We start from the raw sequence: 23,855 nt of genomic DNA on the forward strand, positions 1-23,855 counted from the left end.
CTCGAACCGGGCAACAACAGGGGATTTTCTTATGTTTTGCGAAGGCTCCCGGTGTGACATCGACGCCTTCGCTACAGTAGTGGCGTACCTGCGTCGTGACAGGCATGCATCGTTGCATGCAGTCGGGAACGCATTCACCCAATGTGATGGCTGTCATGTGGCGACTATCGCGTGACAACTATCACAATGCACAATGTTACCGGTATCATGATACCGGTAACATGTTAAAATACGAAACCTGCGCGACGCATTTAATTTACAGTTTGGGATAGAGATCAAATTATGTCAGGACAAAGTATTATTCTGATGGGGGTTTCCGGCAGCGGGAAATCCAGCGTGGGAGCCCAGTTGGCACGCGACATTCACGCCAAGTTTATCGATGGCGACGATCTGCATCCCAGGGCCAATATCCAGAAAATGGCCAGCGGCCAGCCACTCAATGACGATGACCGCGCCCCCTGGCTGGAGCGCCTGAACGATGCCGCCTACAGTCTGCTGCATAAAAATGAAACCGGCATTATCGTCTGCTCCGCCCTGAAAAGGCGCTACCGCGATCGGCTACGCGACGGCAACGACGGCATGGTCTTTCTCTACCTCAAAGGAAGCTTTGACGTCATTTTGCAACGCCATCAGGCACGCGCCGGCCATTTTATGCCGACGGGTCTGCTGCAAAGCCAGTTTGATGCACTGGAGGAACCGGACGAAACCGAAGCCGATGTCATTACCGTGGATATCAACGGCCCGATGGACCAGGTGGTAGCACGGTGTATCGAGGCATTGCGCGCTCGCCTGCCACGCTGACCCCGGCCCTAAACGCTTTCTCCCACTTGCACGGTAAAGCCGACGTCCACACGGGGTGTCGGCAACGTTTCGCCGTGCAGACGAGCCAGCAACTGTGCCGCACCGATCTCGCCAATGCGCTTACGCGGTGTCAGTATGCTGGTGAGCCGTGGCACCGTGGTTTGTCCGATATCATGGCCGTGGAAACCGGCAATCCCCATTTGTTCGGGAACGCGTAACCCCTGCCGCTGGCATTCGAACATGGCACCAATCGCCAGGTCATCATTGGTACAGAACAGGCTATCGAGCTGTGGGTATTCCGCCTGCGCACGACGCAACAGCTCGCCGCCCAACGTATAAGACGAGGGGCTTTCACTCATCACGCTGTAACTGGCAAGCCCAGCCTCCGCCATCGCTTGTTCATAACCCCGTTGCTTTAATAACGTGCGCTCATCCTGACGTGCGCCGAGGTACACCACGCGGCGGCGGCCACGCGCAATCATATAACGCGTCATCTGGCGTGCGGCGTCCACATTATCAAACCCCACCGCCATATCGAGGCAGGGAGATACCGAGTCCATCAACTCCACCACCGGGATCCCGGCCACCGCAATCATCTGACGGGTACGCGCCGTATGGTTGCGCTCAGCAAGAATCAACCCGTCGATGTTATAAGCCAGCAGCGACATCAGACGCCGTTCTTCCACTTCCGGCTGGTAGCCGTAATGCGCCAGCATGGTTTGATAGCCTTGCGATTCGGCCACTTTTTCAATGCCACGCAACACCTCGGCAAACACCTGGTTGGTGAGCGATGGCAGCAACACGCCGATGGCCCGGCTGGTAGAATTAGCGAGAATATGCGGCGTTCGGTTGGGAATGTAACCCAATTCATCCAACACAGCGGCGATCTTGCCTCGCAACGCTTCAGAAACCTGCTCGGGGTTACGCAAATAGCGGCTGACCGTCATTTTGGTCACCCCAACCCGGTCGGCGACATCCTGCAACACCGGTCTTTTTTTCTTTATCATCCGTTGACATCCCCGCGACTCAAAACGTCGATTGTACTAAAGAAATGGTTAGCAGAATATCTATCTGAACTCCGGTGATAACAATCGCATGACGGTATCCCGAAACCAACTTATTTATATTATTCTTTTATTATTAATTAATTTTGCAATAAATAGACATGCCAATGAATTAATTAATTTTTAATGAAGTAACACGGTCATAAATGATTTTTTATTATAAGTCGTTTCACATACTACTATTGTATTCTTGCCGGAATGGCACCCATCATTACATGCCATAAAAATATCGGGATACAGAAAATTGGCTTTCTCTCAGGAAAAGCGAATAAACCTGAATATATCTCTTCAATAATTCGATGTGCCGGACAACATGCACAACGCAATGTGCGAGCCCTTTCAGGGCTGGGTAATACACTGCAACGTGAAGTATGACGGGTATCGATGCTGATAAATCTGGCTGCCACTGGCAGCATTAATAACACTCTGGAGACAATAATATGACTAGCATTTCTCAAACTGGAGCGTACGCCGCCACCCCCTCAATCGTAATATCAAACCCGAAAATCACGATCACCAAATCTGAAGAAACGGGCGGATACCATGTCAATATAGATTCAAAACCAGGCAGCACGAATAACCAACAACCCAGCGAGGAAGCCCTGCGTAAAATGATGGATTATTTCGACGCAAAAAAAGCCGGCATCGAGCCGCCTCAGTCTTCCCACGTGACCATTTCAGACGGCACGCCCATCACGTTAGTGACCTACGGCGACCTGTTAAAAAAAGCAACCAGTACCGATAATCCTGTCACTACCACGGCAGGCCGCGCCGTTTATACACCAGGCACCTCCAGCGAAGGCATTACCATCCAGTCGGCGCCGGTGACAACCAGCAGCGAAGCTGAGACCCCAACAACTCAGCCATCGTAAGCCTTGTCATCAAAAATAAAGGCGAGCCCGGTGTGCTCGCCTTTACTGACATGCGCTGGTTACTGTTACTTTGCCGGTGGCAAATCAAACAGCAGGATTTCGCTGTCTTCGCTGGCACGCACCGTGATAGCGTCTTCATCCCAGATAGCCAGCGCATCGCTGATGGTCGCCTGCTGACCATTGACCTCAACCGAGCCTCGTACCACCTGAATCCATAACACACGGCCCTGCTGAGTCTGGTAGGACGACGCTTCCTGCGCCTTCAGCGCCCAGCGCCACAACGTCATGTCCTGAAATACTTTCAGCGATCCGTCGCGGGCATCCGGTGACAACACCAGTTGGCGACCCTGCGGCGCATCGAAACGGCGCTGCTCATAACGCGGCGTCAGGCCGGTTTTTTCCGGGATCACCCAAATCTGGTACAAATGCAGCAGTTTGTCCTGGCTGGCGTTGTACTCGGAGTGGCGGATCCCGGTGCCAGCGCTCATTATTTGGAACTCACCCGCCGGGATCTGTTCCTTGTTGCCCATACTGTCCTGATGTTCCACGGTGCCTTCCAGCACATAGGTGAGAATTTCCATATCCCGGTGCGGGTGGGTTCCAAAACCTTGCCCACCTTCGATATAGTCTTCATTGATCACCCGCAGTGCGGAAAACCCCATAAAATCCGGATCGTAGTAATCGGCAAACGAAAACGTGTGCCAGCTATCCAGCCAGCCGTGGTTAGCATGGCCGCGATCGTGTGCTTTGCGTAAATAAATCATGTTGCGCTCCTCGAATGTTTTTTTCAGTCTAGCGACCAGTCGGGAATAAGAAAGCCTAAAAAACTCACCGCTCTATTCAAAAAATTTCCGGGAGAAATGTTGATATCGCAACGCGATAGCCCGTAGGGTGGCGGCCAGGGATGGTAAGCCACCAAAAATTTCCGGGAGAAATGTTGATATCGCAACGCGATAGCACTTAAGGGGATAGCAGCAACAGCGTTAACAGGAATAATTATTGGAAACCGGATTCCAAAAAACTCAGAATAAAAAAAAGCCAGCACCCGAGCTGGCTAAGTAATACTGGAAGCAATGTGAGCAATGTCGTGCCTTCACAGCAAAACCGCGATGAGTCACAGAGATGGATTCATTAGGCTTTCCCGGAACGCATGGCAATAATAATCATTATCATTTGCATCTGTAAAGCGATTTTTTGTTCAATTTAAAGAAAATGTTCGCCGGACAGCCTGTTCCGACTGACGTGCCGGTTATTCCTGCCAGTATCCAAAAGAATTATTTTTCAGAATCAGATGGTTAATGTTTAACCATTAAAAAGAAAGGGGTATACCGCGTCGCGCGCCCCCGGAGCAAATAGCAGGGAGGGCGTGGTTCAACATTGGCTCTTCACGTGAATAGCGCTTTACGTGAAGAGCGTTGTCGGTGAGGAGCGCTTTACGCGGGCAGCGCTCTGGCCAGTAAGCTGAAAGGATGTTCGCAGGCTTTACTGGTCGACATTTCAATCTGCCATTTGCAGGTCTCACAATCCGTGATCACCAGATCAGCGCCGCTGGCTTCGATTTGTCGGAACAACGGTGCGCCAATCCCCTGCGCGGTATCATAGTTTTCCTTTTTAAAACCGTAAGTTCCGGCGATACCACAACACTGAGAATCCAGTACCTGCAACTCCAGCCCCGGAATGCGTCGCAGTAATTCCAGGGTATACGCCGTCCACCCCATTCGTTCCAAATGGCAGGGCGTGTGATACACCACCCGCAGCGGCAACGGTTGCAACGGCAATGTTCGACCTTGATCCAGCAAGCGATAAAGGTGGCGAGTCGCCAGTTCTATGCCATCACGCACGTGATGGTTGTCCACCCCCAACAGATGGGGGTATTCATCGCGCAGCGTAAAGGTACAACTGGACGACGTTGCAATAACCGGCAGACCGCGACTGTTGATAGCCTCATCCAGCGAAGCCAGATTAAAGTTCGCCTGCTTGCGGGCTTTATCGAGAAAACGGTTGGCGATAAGCGCCACACCGCAGCACTTCTCTTTGGTGAGCAACTGAACCCCAACCCCCATCGCGTTAAACACACGGATCAGGTCACGGCCCAGTTGTGGATGATTGTAGTTAACGTAGCACCCATGGAAATAAGCGACTTGATCGGCAAACTGCAACTGCTGTGCCGCCTGCCGACGGTACCAACTGCGGAAAGTACCGTGGGAATAGCGCGGCAACTGGCGACGATGGTCAATCTTCAGCGCTTTATCCAGCAACTGACGCATGGGTTTCAACCCGGTCAGCGTATTCACCAGCGGTGCAAACGGCGTCGCGACAGACCCCATCAAATCAGTGTGACTGAGAATGGCATCACGCAGCGTCGGACGATGCTGGCTATGGCTGGCTTTGGCACGCTGAATGATGTCGCCAATTTTGACATCCGATGGGCACGCTACCTCGCAGCGTTTGCAGTTGGTGCAGTACTTCAACGCCTCGTCAAATAATGCCGGGTCTTTACGCCGTAACCGCTCACCATCTGGCCCTGCTTGTTTTGGCCCTGGGTAGAACGGATTGACGCGTGCGACCGGGCAGGCAGTAGTACAAACGGTACATTTGATGCAATTCTCAAAACTGGTGTCAGACCGGCTCATCATCGGTTCTCCCTTGTGATCATCTCGGCGGCGTATAGCGCGCTCAGCAGTGAAACCCCGCCGCCACACCCCTGCCGTAACGGGTCATACCCCCGCAATACCGAGCCAATCGCATACAAACGGTGTTGGGTGTGGCCGTCGATAGCCGGGTGTAACTGCTCGTCCGCGATGACCCCAAATTGCAGATAAGGCTGAGCAGCAAACAGGTTGGACTGACTCCAGTCCTCGTGGGTCGGCAGGAAATCGACATCCAGGCCAAACACCGGCTCCACCACCCGATCGCGTTCCGCCACCAGACCGTTGCTGAAAAAACTCCCGCTGGCCAGTACCACGTGCTCGGCACGCAGCGGTACCTCGCCATGGCTGCGCGTATACAACGCGACGCCCGTATCGCGCGCTTGGGCTGACAACACTTTGTCTCCCGGCATCAGCGTCCCGCCGGTCTGGCGAAAACGCCCCAGCAGCGCCTGATGCAAGCGCATGCCCGGCAACGAGGGCGGCAACGTCGCCAGCAGCCCGACCGGTTTACCCAGTGCAGCATTCAGTTGTGCCTGAGCGTCCAGCCCCAGACAGGCAGGCAATATAACGGCATCATTGCCGCTCGCCCGCGTCATCAGCTCTTCCGCCAGCGCCGCGATACCGGCCGGGGTGTCCAGCACACGGGCGATAGCCAGTGAACGGAACTCACTGGCGTTCTGCCGCTGCGCATCCAGCAGTGGTAAGCGCAGATCATCGGCGCGCGCCGCAATCCCCTGTGCCTGCAATTCTCCGGCGACCAGTCGGGACTGAAAATCCATAAACCCTTCAATACCGGCAACCAACGGCTGCCGCCACGCGGGTGACCCCGACAAACCGCGCGTAACGCTATCTGACGGGCTTAACCAGCAGGGGTGCCATTTGCCCAACGGTGTCAGGCGCTGATGGTTGCCGCCGCTATCACCGCGCAACCACAGACCACAGCGCGACAGCAAGGCTTCGGCATCCGCCGCCAGTTGGCTGACTCGCGCTTTGCCCATCAGGGTATAGGGGTGGTAGGGCGCCTGCGCGGCCAGTTCATCCAGTGCAGTCAGCGGCTGCTCGACCGCAGTGCCATCCGGCAATGTCGCCAGCAGGTCCAGTGCACCGGAGGCAAAGGTCAACGCACTTTGCCCGACGCTGACCACAGCGCAGCGTTTGCCCTGCTCTTGCAGGCGAATGCCGCAGGTTAACCCCGCCAGCCCACCGCCAATGATCACCACGTCATAATGCATCGCCGTTCTCCTGCTCCGGGCGCTCGGTCAGTCCGCACAAGCCCTGATAAATCCAACTGGTAAATTCGCTTTCCCGCAACGTGTTTCCCCAGGCAATGGGCCGCATGCCTTTCCAGCGCTCGTTCAGGAACTGGCTCAATTGCGACACCGCCTGCTGCGGCGTGGATTGCCCCAGTCGACACAACAGCCCAGCGGCGCGGCAAGCACACAATTCCCCCTGACAGGTTCCCATGCCGACACGGGTACGTCGGCGCAGGTCAGTCAGGTTGTTCACCTGCAGCGACTCAACCGCGTAACGCACCTCACCTGCTGTCACGGCTTCACATTCGCACACCAGACTGCTGTCCACCCGATGACCGGAGACCAGCGGCGCGGCACGATGCCCGTGGCGGTAAATCGCGGAACCACGCAGCGGTGCTGAAAGCGACGAGGTGGCCTGCGGTCTGTCAGGTTCCGTGGTTTCCGACCCCGGCAACGGGCGAGACGCCGTCGTACATTCGGCGCGGTGACCGAGTTTTTCGCAGACTTTGTTGGTTACCCATTCCGCCATCAGCCGGTAGGTCATCAGCTTGCCGCCGGTGATGGTCACAAAGCCCTCCAGCCCGTCACGGCTGGCATGGTCTAGCAACACGATGCCGCGACTGACGCTGCGCCCGGAGGGGTCGTTATCGCTCGCTACCAGCGGCCGCACCCCGGCGTAAGCACGCAAAATACGGGTCTGCGCCAGTTGCGGCGCCAGCATGCTGCCTTCGCGGATCAGCGTATCCACTTCCTCTGGCGTCACCGTCATGTGGTCAATCTGGTCGTAGTCGATGCGGGTCGAGGTGGTACCAATCAGCGAGATAGTATCGCCAGGTACCAGAATGTCGGCATCAGCCGGTGGACGGCAGCGGTTAATCACCCGGTTATTGATGCGATGCCCCAAAATCAGCAACGCGCCTTTGGCGGGGAACATACGCACATTCAGGTCGGCATATTCGGCGATACGTTGCCCCCAGATGCCGCCCGCATTCACCACCACTTGTGCATAAATTTCACTGGCCACCTGACGTTTATGGTCGAAAACGCGCACGCCAACGACACGATCGCCCTGACGGAGTAACCCAATGACCTCGTGATACGTCAGCACTTCCGCACCGTGTTCACAGGCATCGATCATGTTGGCGGCGGTTAACCGGAAGGGGTCAACCGTACCGTCCGGCACGCGCACAGCACCGATCAACGCCGGATTCGCGGCGGGCTCCAGCCGCAAAGCTTCCTGCGGGTCGATGGCTTGCGCCCGGATACCCGCGCGCTGACAAGCGGCGATAAACCGGGTTTGATAGTCGATATCATCCTGCGGCAAGGTCAAAAACAGCCCATCGGTCGGCTCAATACAGTGACGGGCGACGCGCCGCAGAATCTGGTTTTCCTCAATACATTCACGAGCAGACTCCGCATCGGTCACCGCATAGCGCGCACCGCTGTGCAACAGCCCATGATTGCGGCCAGTAGCGCCGGTGGCGATGTCATGCCGTTCCAACAACAGACAGCGCAACCCGCGCAACGCGCAGTCGCGGGCCGTTCCCGCCCCCGTGGCGCCACCGCCGATAATCACTACATCCGTTTCTCGCCGCAAACCGTTGTTTGCCATTGCCGTTTTACCTCAATGCGGATCATGCCTGTCTGTAGTGGGACATAAATCAGTGCCACAATGATTGATAAAGAACAAAAACACTCAAAAAACGAAAATAAAATCCGGAGACAACCGCAGATATGTGATTCAAATCACCCAAAAATGGAAAATCATTATTTCATTTGTGTTACTTAAAGCTCAAAATAGCGCCCGCCGTCATAAAAGTGTAACAATTGCGTACTGACTCACATTGACGATGACGCGCATTCGCTACGCTGACGAGCGTTATAGAAAATAACTATCGGGGATCGTTTATTTATGTTGAGTATTTTCAAGCCTGCGGCTCATCGCCCGCGCGTGGCGGAACATCAGGTAGACCCGCTCTACCGCCGGTTACGCTGGCAGATTTTTCTGGGGATCTTTTTTGGCTACGCCGCCTACTATCTGGTCAGAAAGAACTTCGCGCTGGCGATGCCCTATCTGGTCGAACAGGGTTTTTCCAAAGGCGACCTGGGTTTTGCCCTGTCCGGTATTTCCATTGCCTACGGGTTTTCTAAATTCATCATGGGGTCGGTATCAGACCGCTCCAATCCGCGTGTCTTTCTGCCTGCCGGTCTGATTCTGGCCGCCGTGGTCATGCTGTTTATGGGCTTCGTACCGTGGGCGACATCCAGCATCATGGTGATGTTTGTGCTGTTGTTCGTCTGTGGTTGGTTCCAGGGCATGGGTTGGCCGCCGTGCGGTCGTACTATGGTGCACTGGTGGTCACAGAAAGAGCGTGGCGGCATCGTGTCTATCTGGAACTGCGCCCATAACGTGGGTGGCGGCATTCCACCGTTACTGTTCCTGCTGGGGATGGCCTGGTTTAACGACTGGAAAGCCGCACTCTATATGCCGGCCTTCGCCGCCATTCTGGTCGCGCTGTTCGCTTTCGCCATGATGCGCGATACGCCGCAATCTTGCGGTCTGCCGCCGATCGAAGAATACAAAAACGATTACCCGGTGGATTACAGCGAGAAAGATGAACAGGAACTGACCGCGAAAGAAATTTTCATGCAGTATGTGTTCCCCAACAAACTGTTGTGGTACATCGCTTTCGCCAACGTGTTCGTCTACCTGCTGCGTTACGGCATTCTCGACTGGTCGCCAACCTACCTTAAAGAAGTGAAGCACTTCGCACTGGATAAATCGTCCATCGCTTACTTCCTGTACGAATACGCCGGTATTCCAGGCACCTTGTTGTGCGGCTGGATGTCCGACAAAGTGTTCAAGGGTAACCGTGGCGCGACCGGGGTGTTCTTCATGACACTGGTGACCATCGCCACCGTGGTGTACTGGCTGAACCCGGCTGGCAACCCCAACGTGGATATGCTCTGCATGATCGTCATCGGCTTCCTGATTTACGGCCCGGTTATGCTGATTGGCCTGCACGCGCTGGAACTGGCACCGAAGAAAGCCGCCGGTACCGCTGCGGGCTTCACTGGCCTGTTCGGTTATCTGGGCGGTTCGGTCGCTGCCAGCGCCATCGTCGGCTACACCGTCGATTTCTTTGGCTGGAACGGCGGCTTTATGGTCATGATCGGCGGTAGTGTGCTGGCGGTATTGCTGCTGGTGCTGACCATGATTAACGAGACCAAACACAAAGCAGAACTGGCGAAACGCGCCTGATTCTGTCATCTCGTCATGGTTTACTTACCATAAACCATGAGCATTATCCCCGCCGGTCCATACCGGACTGGCGGGGAATTATCAACGACCTGTTCGTTTTCATCACCACCACTCACACAGCTTTTCTTTCTCCCACTGAAAAAGGACGCTGACATGATTCCTCTGTTCAAACCATTATTAGCCGGTGTCGCACTGGCGATATCCCTCGGCGCACTGGCGCAAACCGACGATAAAATCGTGATTGCTCACCGGGGGGCCAGCGGTTACCTGCCGGAACACACCTTGCCCGCCAAAGCGATGGCGTATGCACAAGGGGCGGACTATCTGGAGCAGGATCTGGTGATGACCAAAGATAATGCGCTGGTGGTGCTGCACGATCACTACCTCGACCGGGTGACCGACGTCGCCAGCCGCTTTCCCAACCGGGCGCGAGCCGACGGCCGCTACTACGCCATCGATTTTACGCTGGCAGAAATCCGCTCACTTAAATTCACCGAAGGGTTTGACCTGAAAGACGGCAAACCGGTGCAGAGCTACCCCAACCGCTTCCCAATGGGTAAATCGGATTTTCGTGTTCACACCTTTCAGGACGAAATCGAGTTTATTCAGGGGCTGAATCACTCCACCGGCAAAAACATCGGGATTTATCCAGAGATCAAAGCACCGTGGTTTCACCGCCAGGAAGGAAAGGATATTTCACGCGCGGTGCTGGAGGTGCTGAAGCAGTACGGCTACACCCAAAAAAGCGATCGGGTTTATCTGCAATGCTTTGACGCCAACGAGCTACAGCGCATCAAAACTGAACTGGAGCCCGCGCTGGGGATGAACCTAAAGCTGGTGCAACTGATCGCCGAAACGCGCTGGCAGGAAACCCAACAGCGACAACCGGACGGGCGCTGGGTCAACTATGACTACGACTGGATGCTCAAGCCGGGTGCCATGCAAAAAATCGCCCGTTATGCCGATGGCGTTGGTCCCGACTATCACATGTTGCTAAGCGGCGACACAGGCAAGGTCACCATCAGCCCGCTGGTAAAAGAGGCGCACGCCAGCGGCATGGTGGTACATCCTTACACCGTGCGCGCCGACCGGCTGCCGAAATACGCAAGCGACGTCAATGCACTCTACGCCCTGCTTTACCGGCAAGCCGATGTCGATGGCCTGTTCACCGACTTCCCGGACAAAGCCGTCGCTTTCCTGCATAACGCGCAACCGGTGTCTCAGGCTCCATCACCGAGATAAAGACGACGCAGATACCGAGGCACCGCCTGTTCGATGTTGGTGCCGATTACTTCGTTATCCGGCAGCATGTCTTTCAGTCGCTGGTGGGCATTGTTCATGATGCAGCCCTTGCCCGCCATCGACAGCATTTCATAATCATTCATGCCATCGCCGAAGGCGATACAGTCCTTGATGGTGTGACCGAGAATTTTAGCGACCTGTTCCAGCGCATGGCCTTTGGAAACGCCGCCCGCCATCACTTCCAGACAGCTCAGGGTGGAGAAACTGACATTCACCCGATCGCCCCAACGAGCATTCAGTGCTTCTTCCAGCGGCAGCAGTTTGTCGTGGTCCTCGCAGGTGAAGAACACCTTGCCGACACCGTCCGTACCCAGCGTATCCGGGTCGAACAGTTTGTAGCGGAACACTGTCTCGGTAAAAAAGCGCTCTTCTTCCGGACGAGAGCGGCACAGAAACCACTCATTATCGCGATAAACATGCGTCATGATTTCCGGGTGGTGATACACCATGCCATACAGCTCCTGGGCGATATCGCGGTCCAGATTATGGCTGAAAATCAGCTCACCGTCGGTGTTATGCACCCGGGCACCATTCGACGTAATCATGTAAGCGCTAATCGCCAGATTATCGCGAAGCTGTGCCACATCCATATGGTGGCGACCGGTGGCAAACACAAAATGAATCCCCTGTTCCGTCATCAGACGCAGGGTTTCCTTAGCATAGGGTGACAGGGTGTGATCGGATGACAGCAGTGTGCCATCCAGATCGGAAGCAACAATCGGGTACATACGTTGAAATTCAACCTCCGCTGGTGCCGGGCGGCCGGGCCGCACAGACGTATTAATGATAATCGCTGAAATGTTGCAAAATCTGCCCGAAGGCATCGGCCCGCATCGCATCCTTTTCCGACAGAATGTCGTGACGGGCACCGCGAACGACGTAAGGACGGCCTCCCACACACGGGTGACCGGCTGCCGCCAACGCCTGACAAAAGGCGTCCTGGCTGCGGTTATCCACCACCTGCTCCTCTTGCGCCTGCAACAGCAGTAACGGCGTGGTGATGGTGGGTGCTTGTTGCAGTAACTGTTCTTCTACCCGTAACGCTTCCCGTACCCAATGATAGGTCGGGCCGCCGATGCGTAAATCCGGGTCATCGGCATAAAAACGGACATGACGGCGATAGCGCTCACGGCTGTGCGTTAGCTCATTGGCCATAAACGGCAATGGTCGCCACGGACGGGTACCAATCGCATAATAATCCCTGATCCTGGGGCGACGTTCCGCCCACGCCAGAATGCGCCAGGCGAGCCAGCGCGGCATCGGCAACAGGATGCCGCACATTGGTGCGCACAACGCCGCCGCATCAAACGCCTGTGGCTGGCGGGCCAGAAACTGCGCCAGAATCGCCCCCCCCATCGAATGGGCCAGCGCAAACCGCCGGGTATACTGCCCGGGCGCGACCTGTTGCTGCCACAGGGTCGCCACGTCGTCCACATAATCACTAAAACGGTTAACATGCCCACGATGGCCGTCTTTCAGCAACCGGCCCGAACGCCCCTGACCGCGGTGGTCCATCATCAGGACGTCATAGCCGCACTGGAACAGGTCATAGGCCACCTCGGCGTATTTTACATAGCTGTCGGTACGCCCGGGCAATACCACCACCAGATGGCGATGCAACGATGAGGTAAAACGCACGAAACGCACAGGCACGTCATCCACCCCGATGAACATACCCTCCTGACGCTGTCGCCAGAAATCCAGCAAGGGACCAGTAACAAATGCGGCGTACTGCCACTCTCTGGTCAGCAGGCATTCCGGATACGGATTCATCAGGCTCTCCCGAGGTCAATCATGCTGAGCAGTTTGATTTTTGTGAGCGGTAGCACAAAGACAGGCGTTAGCGTATTGTGGCATAAAAAACCGCAATCAGGGAGCATCACCCATGACCCAAGACTGGTGGCTAACCTACCTTCTCACCACGCTTATATTAAGCCTGTCCCCCGGCTCCGGCGCTATCAACACCATGAGCACTAGCATCAGCCACGGCTACCGGGGCGCGGTTGCCTCTATCGCCGGGCTGCAACTGGGTCTGACTATTCACATCGTGCTGGTGGGGATAGGCCTTGGGGCGCTGTTATCGCAGTCGGTACTGGCGTTCGACGCACTGAAATGGCTCGGTGCCGCTTATCTGATCTGGCTGGGTATTCAGCAATGGCGTAGCGCCGGGTCGCTGGATTTGCAGACGCTAGCGAACAGTATGCCGCGCCGCCGCCTGTTTAAACGAGCGATTTTGGTCAACCTGACCAACCCGAAAAGTATCGTGTTTCTGGCGGCACTGTTCCCCCAGTTTATTATTCCGCACCAGCCTCAGGCGATGCAGTATCTGGTGTTGGGCGTCACCACCGTGGTCGTGGATGTGATAGTGATGATTGGTTATGCCACGCTAGCGCGGCGCATCGCGCTGTGGCTGAAAGGCCCGCGCCAGCTCAAACAGCTCAACCGCACTTTCGGCTCACTGTTCATTCTGGTTGGCGCGCTGCTGGCTACAGCGCGTAAAGCCTGATCTTGTTTTGCCGACTCGCCGCGCATGCCGCGGCGGGTCTCTTCCCGCCAGCTCACATCAACGCGAAATAATCAGGTGGATACCAAAACCGGTAAACAACGCCCCCGCCAGACCATCCACCCATTTCGCCAGCCGCTGATAACCACGACGCATCACCGGCAAGGCAAACACCAGCGCCACCACGCTGAACCACAGCAAGGTTTCCAGTGAAATGAGCGTAAACAGCCCCCAGCGTGCCGCGGCCCCCACGTCATCACCGACAAACAGCGAAAACACACTACCGAAATAGATAAGCGCTTTAGGGTTAGACAAGTTGGTTAACAATCCGCGCATAAAGGTCTTACCCCGCTGCGGCAGCGCTACCTCAACAGCCGCACCCTCATCCTGATGCGCGCGCTGACGCAACGCCGATCGCAGCAATTGCCAGCCCATCCAGCACAGATACAAGCCACCACCGACGGTAACAATGCGGTGCAGCCACGCCATGCGCTCCAGTAACAGGTGCAACCCCAGCAAGGCGATAGCGGCCCACACCAGTACGCCCAGCGTAATTCCCAGCACCCCCATCAGCGCTTCACGACGGGAGCGGCTAATCGCCGTCTGGGAAACAAAAAAGAAATCCGGCCCTGGGCTCATCAGCGCAATCAGATGCACCAACGCCACCGTGAGAAACAACATCAACATAAGCAATCCTTCTTTTTAGATGCAGAAAATTTTCAGATACAGAAAAAAGCGATGAACCCGACAAACGAGGTAGCCCCAGCAAACACAACAGCCCGACAAGCAAACCCAATAAATATCAGTCGTCGCCGCTATCGAGATGATCACGAATCAGCGTCATAAAGGGGACGCCAAATCGCTCCAGTTTCCGCTGACCAACGCCATTGACCGCCAGCAACTCACTGGCGGTCAATGGCAACAGTTCAGCCATTTCCAACAGCGTGGCGTCACTGAACACCACGTATGGCGGAATATTGTCTTCATCCGCAATGGATTTACGCAATTTACGCAGCTTGGCGAACAGCTTGCGATCGTAATTGCCGCCGTAGCTTTTCTGGCTGGCACGCGGCTTACTCAGGCTACTCACCCTTGGGACCGCCAGTTGCAACGGCACTTCACCGCGCAATACCGGCCGCGCTGACTCGGTCAGTTGCAGCGCGGAATGATGGGCAATGTTTTGCGCCAGCAGGCCCAGATGAATCAACTGACGCAAAATACTGACCCACTGCTCCTGGGTTTTGTCCTTCCCCAGGCCATACACCGGCAATTTGTCGTGACCGAATTCGCGGATACGCTGATTATTGGCACCACGCAGCACTTCGGCGATGTACCCGATACCAAACCGTTGCCCCACCCGGTAAACACAGGACAAGGCTTTCTGCGCATCCACCAGCCCGTCATAACGCCGTGGTGGATCAAGGCAAATATCGCAATTGCCGCACGACTGCTGGCGGTTTTCGCCAAAATAATTGAGCAGCACCAGACGACGGCAGGTTTGCGCTTCGGCAAACGCCCCCATCGCATTGAGTTTGTGCCGTTCAATATCCAGTTGCATCCCCGCCGGTTTCTCCTCCAGACAACGGCGCAACCAGGCCATATCCGCCGGGTCATAAAACAGCGCCGCTTCGGCGGGCAACCCATCGCGACCCGCGCGACCGGTTTCCTGATAATAGGACTCGATATTACGTGGGATATCGAAATGCACCACAAAACGGACGTTCGGTTTATTGATCCCCATCCCGAACGCCACGGTAGCCACCACCACCTGCAGGTCGTCGCGCAAAAACGCCTCCTGCACCTGAGAGCGACGGTCGTTGTCCAGCCCGGCGTGATAGGCGCCGACACTCAGCCCACGGTTTTGCAACCGGGCACACAGGTCTTCAACTTTCGCCCGGCTGTTGCAATACACGATGCCGCTTTTACCGCGCTGCCCATGTATAAATAGCCACAGTTGATCGAGCGGTTTGAATTTTTCCACCAGCGTGTAACGGATATTGGGTCGGTCAAAACTGCTGACATTGACCAGCGGATCGCGCAAATCCAGCAGACGGGCGATATCCTGACGGGTGGTGTCGTCAGCGGTCGCGGTCAACGCCACAATCGGCAGTGTAGGGCACTGTTGCTTAATCTGCCCCAACGCGCGGTATTCAGGGCGGAAGTCGTGCCCCCACTGGGAAATACAGTGAGCTTCATCAATGGCGATAAGCGACGTATTCCAGTGCACCAGTTGGTCCAGAAAACCGTCGGTCGAGAGGCGTTCCGGCGCAATGTACAACAGCTTCAGCTCACCACGACGGCAAGCGTTGAACACCGCCTGTTGCTGTTCACGACTCTGGGTCGAATTGAGGCACGCCGCCGCCACGCCGTAGGCCTGCAATTGATCGACCTGATCTTTCATCAGGGAAATCAACGGCGATACCACCAGCGTCAGCCCATCCAGCACCAGCGCCGGGATCTGATAACACAGCGACTTCCCCCCGCCGGTCGGCATAATAACCAGGCAGTCGCGCCCGTTGATGGCGGCATTGATAATGTCCTGCTGGCCCGGCCGGAATTGCTGGTAGCCGAAGGTTTCGCGCAGTACCTGCATCGCCAGCATTTCTTTACTCAATACGTCCGCATTCAATACGTCTGCCGTAGACACGCCTTCACCGTTATTCACTGCCCTGAAAAAAGTTAGTCACTGCGTTGGGAAAAACAAACCGCCGCTATTTTCAGCGCCACCCGCTAAAACTGCAACGTTTGTTGCCGGGTTTTCTGTAACGGCCCGCAGCGATACCCGCAAGCAGACCGGCCTGACTACAACATGTCATTGAGCGTCACACCAATGCCGTAGCGGGTCTGGCGGTGGTTGTAATCGATCAGCGACTCGCCGTAACCACTGAATACCTTGGTATAAAAACGCACATGATCGGTGATCGGATAACTCCAGCCTATCTCACCGCTGCCGTAACCGCTGTTCCAGTTATAACGCCCTTCGGCGCTGAAAACGCTATCGCCCCAGCGGTAGCCAACACGCACCCGGTAATGGCCCATGTAGCGGATGATGTCCGGGTTATCATCTTCGCTATCGTGCAAACGAATCCAGGGTTTCACATCAACCTGCCAGTTACCATTTTGCGCCATCAGGCGGGCATAGACCCGGTTCCAGCTCCGCGAGGTCGGGTCGGCACGCCCATTCGACTGATGATTAAATCCCCATTCCACGTCGCGCAGCGTCCAGCCAGCAAAGCGATAATCGGTCGCCCAGCCAAGAAATAATTGCGGTTCGTAGTTGGTTTCACGAAACGGGGAGGACTCGCTTTTATTGGACATCTGCCACCAGGAGCGCTGAGTATAGGACGCGCCCAACAGTGAGTTATCACCGGCGATGCCACGCCACAGCGGAAAACCGAGGCTTATCTGGAAATTCACTTCGTCTTTACGGGCATGCTCAGCCCAGCTATAACTCTCAATCGCCTGCTTATTGATATCGCTGGTGTAGGTATAAAGCAGGTAGTTGCTTTCATACGGATAGAGAATAAACGGCGTATCATGCTGTTGCAGCAAACCGGCGATAATACTGCCCGGTACGGCTGGCGCATCATGAATTTCCTGAACGCGAGCCTCCTGCGCCTGTGCCGTCGTCGCCAGCATCAGCGCAACCATCACCCCGCCTGATTTATACATGTACGTCATCTCCCAAAGGATCGTGATAAATAAGTGGCCCCAAAAACGAACTGAATTCGCGGCGGATAGTGTACACAGCGCATCCGGTTTACGCAGTTATCCTGTTCTTATAACCACCGCCAGTAGCAAGAAACCATAACGACGCCTAAAATAACAACTCATTAACTAATAAAGACACAAAAATTAACCACCCTACCGGTGTTATCGTTATTAAGGACTCACACATGCCTACTACACCGCTCACTCAGGATAGGATACGTCAGCGTGTCAGCGACATTTTTATCTATCAGATGCCGTTCAATCAGGAACTGGGCCTCACGCTGGAAGCCTTTTCGCCGGACGCGGTGACACTGCGTTTTAACCATCAGAACAAGCTGGTGGGTAACGCATTGCAGCAGATCCTGCACGGTGGCGTGATCGCCGCCGGTCTGGATGTGGCGGCAGGGCTGGTTTGTGTGGGCAGCGCGTTATTGCGCCACGATACCCTGAGCGAACAGGAATTACAGCATCGGCTTTCACGCATGGGCACCATCGACCTGCGGGTGGATTACCTGCGGCCCGGTCGCGGCGAACACTTTACCCTGACCAGTCATTTGCTACGTGGCGGAAATAAAATCGCCGTCGCGCGGGCTGAGCTGCATAATGAAAAACACTCGCATATCGCCAGTGCCATCGCCACCTACATCGTGGGTTAAACACACCTATTGGGGGTTAAAGACACCGTGACAGGAGACTTCCCGGCGCACGGTAACAAGACACCCGCGCTGCGCTCCGGTACACTGGATTTTTCATTTGCGGGTGACTGGTTTTTATCAATGGACAGCATGCCACAACACCGCCAGGGGGTTCTGTTCGCCCTTGGTGCCTATATCCTCTGGGGAGTTGCCCCAATTTATTTCAAACAAATCAGGCAAGTACCGGCTAATGAAATTCTGGGCCACCGGATTATCTGGTCATTCTTTTTCATGCTGTTGCTGCTGACCCTGTGCCGTAACTGGGGGGCGGTACGTAATGCCTGCCGTCAGCCGCGCCAGCTATTACTGCTGGCGATTACCGCCATACTGGTCGCCTGTAACTGGCTGACGTATATCTGGGCAGTCAACCATAACCACATGCTGGAAGCGAGCCTGGGCTATTTCATCAACCCGTTGGTTAGCGTGCTACTGGGAATGCTATTTCTTGGCGAACGTTTTCGTCCGACGCAATGGCTGGCGATGCTGCTGGCGGTGTGTGGCGTACTGGTTCAGTTGTGGACGCTCGGCTCACTGCCGGTGATCGCGCTCACCCTGGCCTTCAGCTTCGGCGTTTACGGCTTATTGCGTAAAAAGATCGCCATCGACGGCCAGACCGGGATGCTGTTTGAAACGCTGTGGCTGTTGCCTGCGGCACTCATTTATCTGGAATGGCTGGCCGATTCCCCCACCAGCCAATTCAGTCAAAACCCGTTATCGCTCAATCTGCTGTTGATGGCGTCAGGCGTGGTAACTACGGTGCCGCTGCTGCTGTTTACCGCTGCCGCCGTACGCCTGCGGTTGTCTACCCTAGGCTTTTTCCAGTATCTGGCACCGACGCTGACCTTCCTGCTGGCGATACTGGTCTACGGTGAAACCATCACACCAGACAGGCTGGTCACCTTTGCGTTCATCTGGCTGGCACTCGGCGTGTTTACGTTCGATGCGCTCTATACGCAGCGGCGGCTACGCCGCGCCAGCCTCCGCGTGACGCGAGATGTAACGCGATAAGATCGGGCTGAAAATCAGGGTAGTGAACAGGCGCATCGTCTGCAGCGCCATCACAAACGCGATATCCACCCGGCTACCGGCGGCAATAATAGCGATAGAATCCAGCCCGCCGGGGCTGGTTGCCAGATAGGCGGTCAGCATATCCACCGATAGCAGATGCATCAGCATCAGCGCCATCCCACCACACAGCAGCATGAGCGTGATAATCGACAGCATCATTTTTGGCAGGGTTCGCAGCGCCAGCAAAAACACCGGCCGGGTAAATGACAGCCCAACGCTCCAGCCAATCAAGGCATAAGCCACCGCCAGTAACCATTCCGGTGTTTGCAATGTCATGATGCCGGAAGAATGTAATAGTGACCCGACGATCATGGGCACCAACAGTTGGCCGGAAGGAATACGCAACCATCGACCCACCCAGGCACAACTAAACGCCATCGCCAGCGTACCGGGGAAGCGCCAGTCCAGCGAGGGGAACCAAACCAGTAGCGCATTATTGGCTTCGGCACCCGGCCCGAGACTGGCTCGCGCCACAAACGCCGCCGACGCAGTCACCATCAATACCCGCAGGTATTGCATGAACGCCACCAGACGAACATCCGCGCCAAAGTCACTCGCCATCGCCACCATGGCCGACGCCCCACCCGGTGATGCCCCCCAGGTGCCGGTCGTTCCCGGTAGTTCGCTGTAACGCATCAACAACCAGCCGGACAAGCCGCTGGCAATCAGCGTTGATAACAGAATGAAGACCACCAACGGCCACTCTTTCATCAGCGGCGTCAGGATAGACAGGGAGAGACTTTGCGCGACCAGACAGCCTAGCACGGCATTACTGGCATAAAAGAACGTACGGGGGATGCGAATGGTCGAACCGTTCAGGCCCATGACCACACCGACCAGCATCGGCCCTAGCAGCAGTGCCGCCGGAACATGATAAAACTGTAAACCAAATCCCAACACCAACGATACTGCCAGCAGCATGAACCATTGTGTCGATGCGGAAAACCTCTCCATGCACAGTACCTGTTACAGCATCAAAACAAGAGCGGTTATTTTACCCCGCAAGCCCAATTGGCGGGCATCTATCGGTGCTAAATCTGTCCGTTATCAATAATTATCGATGAAAGCGTAGCAGAGACTCGTTAGCCTTGCGGTCAACGAGTCATCTATCGGAAGAAAAGAGGGAGGGCATTAGAGCCAGTTACGGCGTTTGAAGTAGAGATACGGCGCCAGACCGGCCAGCAGCATCAGCACCAGTGCGCCGGGATAGCCGTAGGCCCACTTCAGTTCCGGCATGAATTCGAAGTTCATACCATAGCTGGATGCCACCAGTGTTGGCGGCAGGAACACCACCGATACCACCGAGAATATTTTGATGATGCGGTTCTGCTCGATGTTGATAAACCCCATCGCCGCCTGCATCAGGAAGTTGACCTTCTGAAACAGCGATTCGTTATGCGGCAACAGCGACTCGATATCTCGCAGAATCTCACGCGCCTGCTCCAATTGACCACTGGGCAGACGGGCACGACGCACCAAAAAGTTGAGCGCCCGCTGGGTATCCATCAGACACAGGCGCACTTTCCAGCCCACATCCTCCAGCTCCGCCAGCGTCGACAGCGCGTCGTCATATTCATCACCCTGACGGCCATCCATGATCACCCGGCTCAGCGATTCCAGGTCGCTGTAGATATTTTCAATTTCATCCGCCAGCTGTTCTATCTTGGTTTCAAACAGGTCAAGCAGCAGTTCATACGCGTTGCCATCGACCAGCGTTTGTGCGCGGGCACGCATGCGGTAAAGACGGAAAGCAGGCAACTCGCGCTCACGCAACGTATACAGGCGGCCATCACGAATAGTAAACGCCACCGTGGAGTTGCCGGCGTGATCATCCGTATCTTCAAAAAAGAAAAAGGAGTGAATATGCAGCCCATCCTCATCTTCGAAAAAACGGGCTGATGCTTCGATGTCTTCCAGTTCCGGTCGTGTCGCCAGGCTTTGTCCCAGCTGACTCTGCACGCACTCTCGCTCTTCGTCATCCGGCTCGACCAAATCCACCCATAGCGAGGTAGTCAGATCGTCGCTTTCATCCAGTTCCAGGCGAGTTAAACGGCAGTTATCGAGTTTAAATGCGCTCAGCATAAGCCATGCTCCCAAAATGTAACAAAGAGGGACAAAACGCGATTGAAACACAGAAACTGGGTGGGAAACGTCACCATCAGGTTTCAGACCGTGAGACGGTGCTGACTCGATGCGACAAACGGTGTCGCTGATAACCTTAAAGGCTATCAGCACAGGGAAGATAGCCTTAGAAGTTATACCTAATCAGTAGGTTATTGAGCCAGTATCGACTGGGTGTGTCCAAGGCGTGGGTCCTCCGGGAATAATGATGGGCGCATGTTACGCTGAGATGAAAAAGACTGTCAACAAACAATCAGATGATTAGTCTGTGTCCACCCGTCACATCCGATGAGCACAGACTGAACACCCACACCATCATAGCCCGACGGCGCTATACCGCCTCCAGACGGGCATAGGCAGCCACCAGCCACTTGATGCCCTGACCCACAAAGGCGACCTGGATACGGCAATGTTCGCCGCTGCCTTCCACGTTAACAATGGTGCCTTCGCCAAACTTGGCGTGGCGTACCCGTTGCCCCAGCTTATAGCCGGTATCGCTCTGGCTGATTGGCGTCCCCAGCCGCTGATGGTTGACCGGGCGCGAGACGCTGGCGCGCAGCCGCACCTCTTCCACGCACTCAGGCGGTAACTCGCCGATAAAGCGTGACGGACGGTGGTACGTCTCCTTACCGTATAGCCGTCGGCTTTCAGCGTAAGTCAGGGTCAATTTCTGCATGGCACGCGTCACGCCGACATACGCCAGCCGACGCTCTTCTTCCAGACGGCCGCCTTCATCCAGCGACATCTGGCTGGGGAACATCCCCTCTTCCATACCGACGACGAACACCTGTGGGAACTCCAGCCCTTTGGCGGAGTGCAGTGTCATCAATTGCACCGCGTCCTGATAGGCATCCGCCTGCCCCTCGCCAGCCTCCAGCGCCGCATGAGACAAAAACGCCTGTAGTGGCAGCAAATCCTGATCTTCATCCTGATAGCTGAATTGCCGGGTCGCCGTCACCAGCTCTTCCAGGTTCTCTACCCTCGCCTGACCTTTTTCGCCTTTTTCCTGCTCGTACATGCTCCACAAGCCGGAGTCGCGAATCACCCGGTCGGTCTGCACATGCAAGGGTAAGTCAGCAGTATCGCTGGCAAGCGCATCCACCAGTTCCAGAAAACGCTGTAATGCCGCCGCCGCACGCCCGGCCAGCACCTTTTCCTGTAGCAACGCACGCGTGGCCTGCCACAGCGTCAACTGACGGTCGCGGGCGGTCTGGCGCACCACGTCCAGGGTGCGATCGCCGATACCGCGCGTCGGGGTGTTGACCACGCGTTCAAACGCGGCGTCATCGTTGCGGTTAGTCATCAAACGCAGATAAGACAAGGCGTCTTTGATTTCCTGTCGTTCGAAGAAGCGCATGCCGCCATAAATCCGGTACGGCAGACTTTGCTGCAACAACGCTTCTTCCAGCACACGGGATTGGGCGTTGCTGCGATACAAAATAGCGCATTCGCTGAGCGCACCGCCCGCTTCCTGCCACACCTTGATACGGTTGACCACAAACCGCGCTTCATCCAGTTCGTTAAAGGCGCAGTAGAGCGAAATCGGCTCGCCTTCAATACCGTCGGTCCACAGGTTTTTACCCAGTCGATCGCCGTTGTGGGCAATCAACGCGTTGGCGGCGTTAAGAATATTGGCGGTGGAACGGTAATTCTGCTCCAGACGGATGGTCGTCACGTCGTTGAAGTCACGCAGGAAATGCTGAATGTTCTCCACCTGCGCCCCACGCCAGCCATAGATAGACTGGTCGTCATCACCGACGATCATCACTTTGGCGCTATCGCCAGCCAGCAAGCGGATCCAGGCATACTGGATACGGTTGGTATCCTGAAACTCATCCACCAGAATGTTGTTAAAGCGATCGCGATAATGCTGAAGAATATGCGGTTTGTTGAGCCACAATTCATGGGCGCGCAGCAGCAGTTCGGCGAAATCCACCAACCCGGCGCGATCACAGGCCTCCTGATAAGCCTGATAGATGCGCAACCAGGTCTGCTCCACCGGATTGCCGTAGCTATCGATATGCTGTGGCCGTAGGCCTTCATCCTTTTTGCCGTTGATGTACCACATCGCCTGACGGGGTGGCCATTGTTTCTCGTCCAGATTCAGCGCCTTAATCAGCCGTTTGAGCAACCGCAGCTGATCTTCGCTGTCCAGAATCTGGAAATCCTGCGGTAACCCGGCATCCAGATGGTGCGCGCGCAGTAAGCGATGTGCCAGCCCGTGGAAAGTACCGATCCACATTCCCCCCTGGCTGGTGCCGAGCAGTTGATCGATACGGTGGCGCATTTCCGCCGCCGCCTTGTTGGTAAAGGTCACCGCCATGATCGAATACGGCGAGCAGTTCTCCACCGTCAGCAACCAGGCGATGCGGTGCACCAGTACGCGGGTTTTGCCACTGCCTGCGCCAGCCAGTACCAGCATATTGCTGCGCGGCGCCGCCACGGCGTCACGCTGTTTATCATTCAGACTGTCGAGCAGGTCAGAAACGTCCATAGGCGTCGGTTATCCGTCAAAAGGGAACCCGGCCTCCGGATCGGAGACAAATTCCACT

Annotated in this window: 21 protein-coding genes; 8 read left to right on the plus strand and 13 right to left on the minus strand. The window is 55.6% G+C overall.

Annotated features, from left to right (window positions below; translation table 11 throughout):
* Window positions 1-31 precede the first annotated feature (31 nt).
* Together DD586_RS22070 and DD586_RS19140 are read left to right on the plus strand one after the other, a co-directional pair.
* Entirely contained in the window at window positions 32-175 is a 144-nt protein-coding gene (locus DD586_RS22070; RefSeq protein ID WP_012886449.1) for a hypothetical protein, read from the plus strand.
* 107 nt (window positions 176-282) lie between these two features.
* Entirely contained in the window at window positions 283-801 is a 519-nt protein-coding gene (locus DD586_RS19140; protein WP_012886450.1) for a gluconokinase, read from the plus strand.
* An 8-nt stretch (window positions 802-809) separates the two neighbouring features.
* On the opposite strand, the gene gntR is transcribed toward DD586_RS19140, so the two are convergent.
* On the minus strand, window positions 810-1,808 hold the full coding sequence (gene gntR / locus DD586_RS19145; protein ID WP_012886451.1) for a gluconate operon transcriptional repressor GntR: 999 nt from the start codon (window positions 1,806-1,808) through the stop codon (window positions 810-812).
* A 497-nt stretch (window positions 1,809-2,305) separates the two neighbouring features.
* Between gntR and DD586_RS19150 the strand changes: the two genes are divergently transcribed.
* Entirely contained in the window at window positions 2,306-2,737 is a 432-nt protein-coding gene (locus DD586_RS19150; RefSeq protein ID WP_012886452.1) for a hypothetical protein, read from the plus strand.
* A gap of 65 nt (window positions 2,738-2,802) precedes the next feature.
* Here the strand turns inward: DD586_RS19150 and DD586_RS19155 are convergent, their stop codons facing one another.
* The 4 genes from DD586_RS19155 to glpA all read right to left on the minus strand — a co-directional run bounded on the left by DD586_RS19155 (window position 2,803) and on the right by glpA (window position 8,253).
* Window positions 2,803-3,501 (minus strand): pirin family protein, encoded by a 699-nt coding sequence (locus DD586_RS19155; RefSeq protein WP_012886453.1) that lies wholly within the window; start codon window positions 3,499-3,501, stop codon window positions 2,803-2,805.
* A gap of 669 nt (window positions 3,502-4,170) precedes the next feature.
* Entirely contained in the window at window positions 4,171-5,373 is a 1,203-nt protein-coding gene (gene glpC / locus DD586_RS19160) for an anaerobic glycerol-3-phosphate dehydrogenase subunit GlpC (protein ID WP_012886454.1), read from the minus strand.
* Complete coding sequence (gene glpB / locus DD586_RS19165; RefSeq protein WP_012886455.1) at window positions 5,370-6,620, minus strand: glycerol-3-phosphate dehydrogenase subunit GlpB; 1,251 nt, start codon at window positions 6,618-6,620, stop codon at window positions 5,370-5,372. Before glpB ends, glpC begins: the two co-directional genes overlap by 4 nt.
* Entirely contained in the window at window positions 6,610-8,253 is a 1,644-nt protein-coding gene (gene glpA / locus DD586_RS19170) for an anaerobic glycerol-3-phosphate dehydrogenase subunit A (RefSeq protein ID WP_012886456.1), read from the minus strand. Before glpA ends, glpB begins: the two co-directional genes overlap by 11 nt.
* A 300-nt stretch (window positions 8,254-8,553) precedes the next feature.
* Here glpA and glpT point away from each other — a divergent pair, with 300 nt between their 5' ends.
* Entirely contained in the window at window positions 8,554-9,903 is a 1,350-nt protein-coding gene (gene glpT, locus DD586_RS19175; RefSeq protein ID WP_012886457.1) for a glycerol-3-phosphate transporter, read from the plus strand.
* A 153-nt stretch (window positions 9,904-10,056) separates the two neighbouring features.
* Window positions 10,057-11,145 (plus strand): glycerophosphodiester phosphodiesterase, encoded by a 1,089-nt coding sequence (glpQ, locus tag DD586_RS19180; RefSeq protein ID WP_012886458.1) that lies wholly within the window; start codon window positions 10,057-10,059, stop codon window positions 11,143-11,145.
* Here glpQ and yigL read toward each other — a convergent pair.
* A complete protein-coding gene (gene yigL, locus DD586_RS19185; protein ID WP_012886459.1) occupies window positions 11,124-11,933 on the minus strand; it encodes a sugar/pyridoxal phosphate phosphatase YigL in 810 nt (269 codons plus the stop codon). The two genes, glpQ and yigL, sit on opposite strands and share 22 nt — an antisense overlap.
* A gap of 52 nt (window positions 11,934-11,985) precedes the next feature.
* The gene (gene pldB, locus DD586_RS19190) at window positions 11,986-12,978 is read right to left on the minus strand and encodes a lysophospholipase L2 (protein ID WP_012886460.1); all 993 of its coding nucleotides are present in this window, start codon (window positions 12,976-12,978) and stop codon (window positions 11,986-11,988) included.
* Window positions 12,979-13,090: 112 nt separating this feature from the next.
* Here pldB and rhtB point away from each other — a divergent pair, with 112 nt between their 5' ends.
* A complete protein-coding gene (gene rhtB, locus DD586_RS19195; protein ID WP_012886461.1) occupies window positions 13,091-13,711 on the plus strand; it encodes a homoserine/homoserine lactone efflux protein in 621 nt (206 codons plus the stop codon).
* 57 nt (window positions 13,712-13,768) lie between these two features.
* On the opposite strand, the gene rhtC is transcribed toward rhtB, so the two are convergent.
* The 3 genes from rhtC to pldA form a co-directional block, all read right to left on the minus strand.
* Complete coding sequence (rhtC, locus tag DD586_RS19200; protein ID WP_012886462.1) at window positions 13,769-14,395, minus strand: threonine export protein RhtC; 627 nt, start codon at window positions 14,393-14,395, stop codon at window positions 13,769-13,771.
* Window positions 14,396-14,510: 115 nt separating this feature from the next.
* On the minus strand, window positions 14,511-16,355 hold the full coding sequence (gene recQ / locus DD586_RS19205; RefSeq protein WP_012886463.1) for an ATP-dependent DNA helicase RecQ: 1,845 nt from the start codon (window positions 16,353-16,355) through the stop codon (window positions 14,511-14,513).
* Window positions 16,356-16,510: 155 nt separating this feature from the next.
* Window positions 16,511-17,380: a phospholipase A gene (pldA, locus tag DD586_RS19210; protein ID WP_012886464.1), complete on the minus strand. Its 870-nt coding sequence runs from the start codon at window positions 17,378-17,380 to the stop codon at window positions 16,511-16,513.
* A 224-nt stretch (window positions 17,381-17,604) separates the two neighbouring features.
* On the opposite strand from pldA, the gene DD586_RS19215 reads away from it, so the two are divergent.
* Window positions 17,605-18,075: a thioesterase family protein gene (locus DD586_RS19215; RefSeq protein ID WP_012886465.1), complete on the plus strand. Its 471-nt coding sequence runs from the start codon at window positions 17,605-17,607 to the stop codon at window positions 18,073-18,075.
* 120 nt (window positions 18,076-18,195) lie between these two features.
* Window positions 18,196-19,122 (plus strand): EamA family transporter RarD, encoded by a 927-nt coding sequence (rarD, locus tag DD586_RS19220; RefSeq protein ID WP_012886466.1) that lies wholly within the window; start codon window positions 18,196-18,198, stop codon window positions 19,120-19,122.
* On the opposite strand, the gene DD586_RS19225 is transcribed toward rarD, so the two are convergent.
* From DD586_RS19225 to uvrD, 3 genes are all read right to left on the minus strand, one after another.
* Entirely contained in the window at window positions 19,078-20,136 is a 1,059-nt protein-coding gene (locus tag DD586_RS19225; RefSeq protein ID WP_012886467.1) for an AbrB family transcriptional regulator, read from the minus strand. The two genes, rarD and DD586_RS19225, sit on opposite strands and share 45 nt — an antisense overlap.
* Window positions 20,137-20,313: 177 nt before the next feature.
* Entirely contained in the window at window positions 20,314-21,264 is a 951-nt protein-coding gene (gene corA, locus DD586_RS19230) for a magnesium/cobalt transporter CorA (RefSeq protein WP_012886468.1), read from the minus strand.
* A 370-nt stretch (window positions 21,265-21,634) separates the two neighbouring features.
* The gene (gene uvrD, locus DD586_RS19235) at window positions 21,635-23,797 is read right to left on the minus strand and encodes a DNA helicase II (protein ID WP_012886469.1); all 2,163 of its coding nucleotides are present in this window, start codon (window positions 23,795-23,797) and stop codon (window positions 21,635-21,637) included.
* Window positions 23,798-23,855: the final 58 nt, after the last annotated feature.

It is taken from the genome of Dickeya parazeae Ech586 (assembly GCF_000025065.1).
GTDB lineage: Bacteria > Pseudomonadota > Gammaproteobacteria > Enterobacterales > Enterobacteriaceae > Dickeya > Dickeya zeae.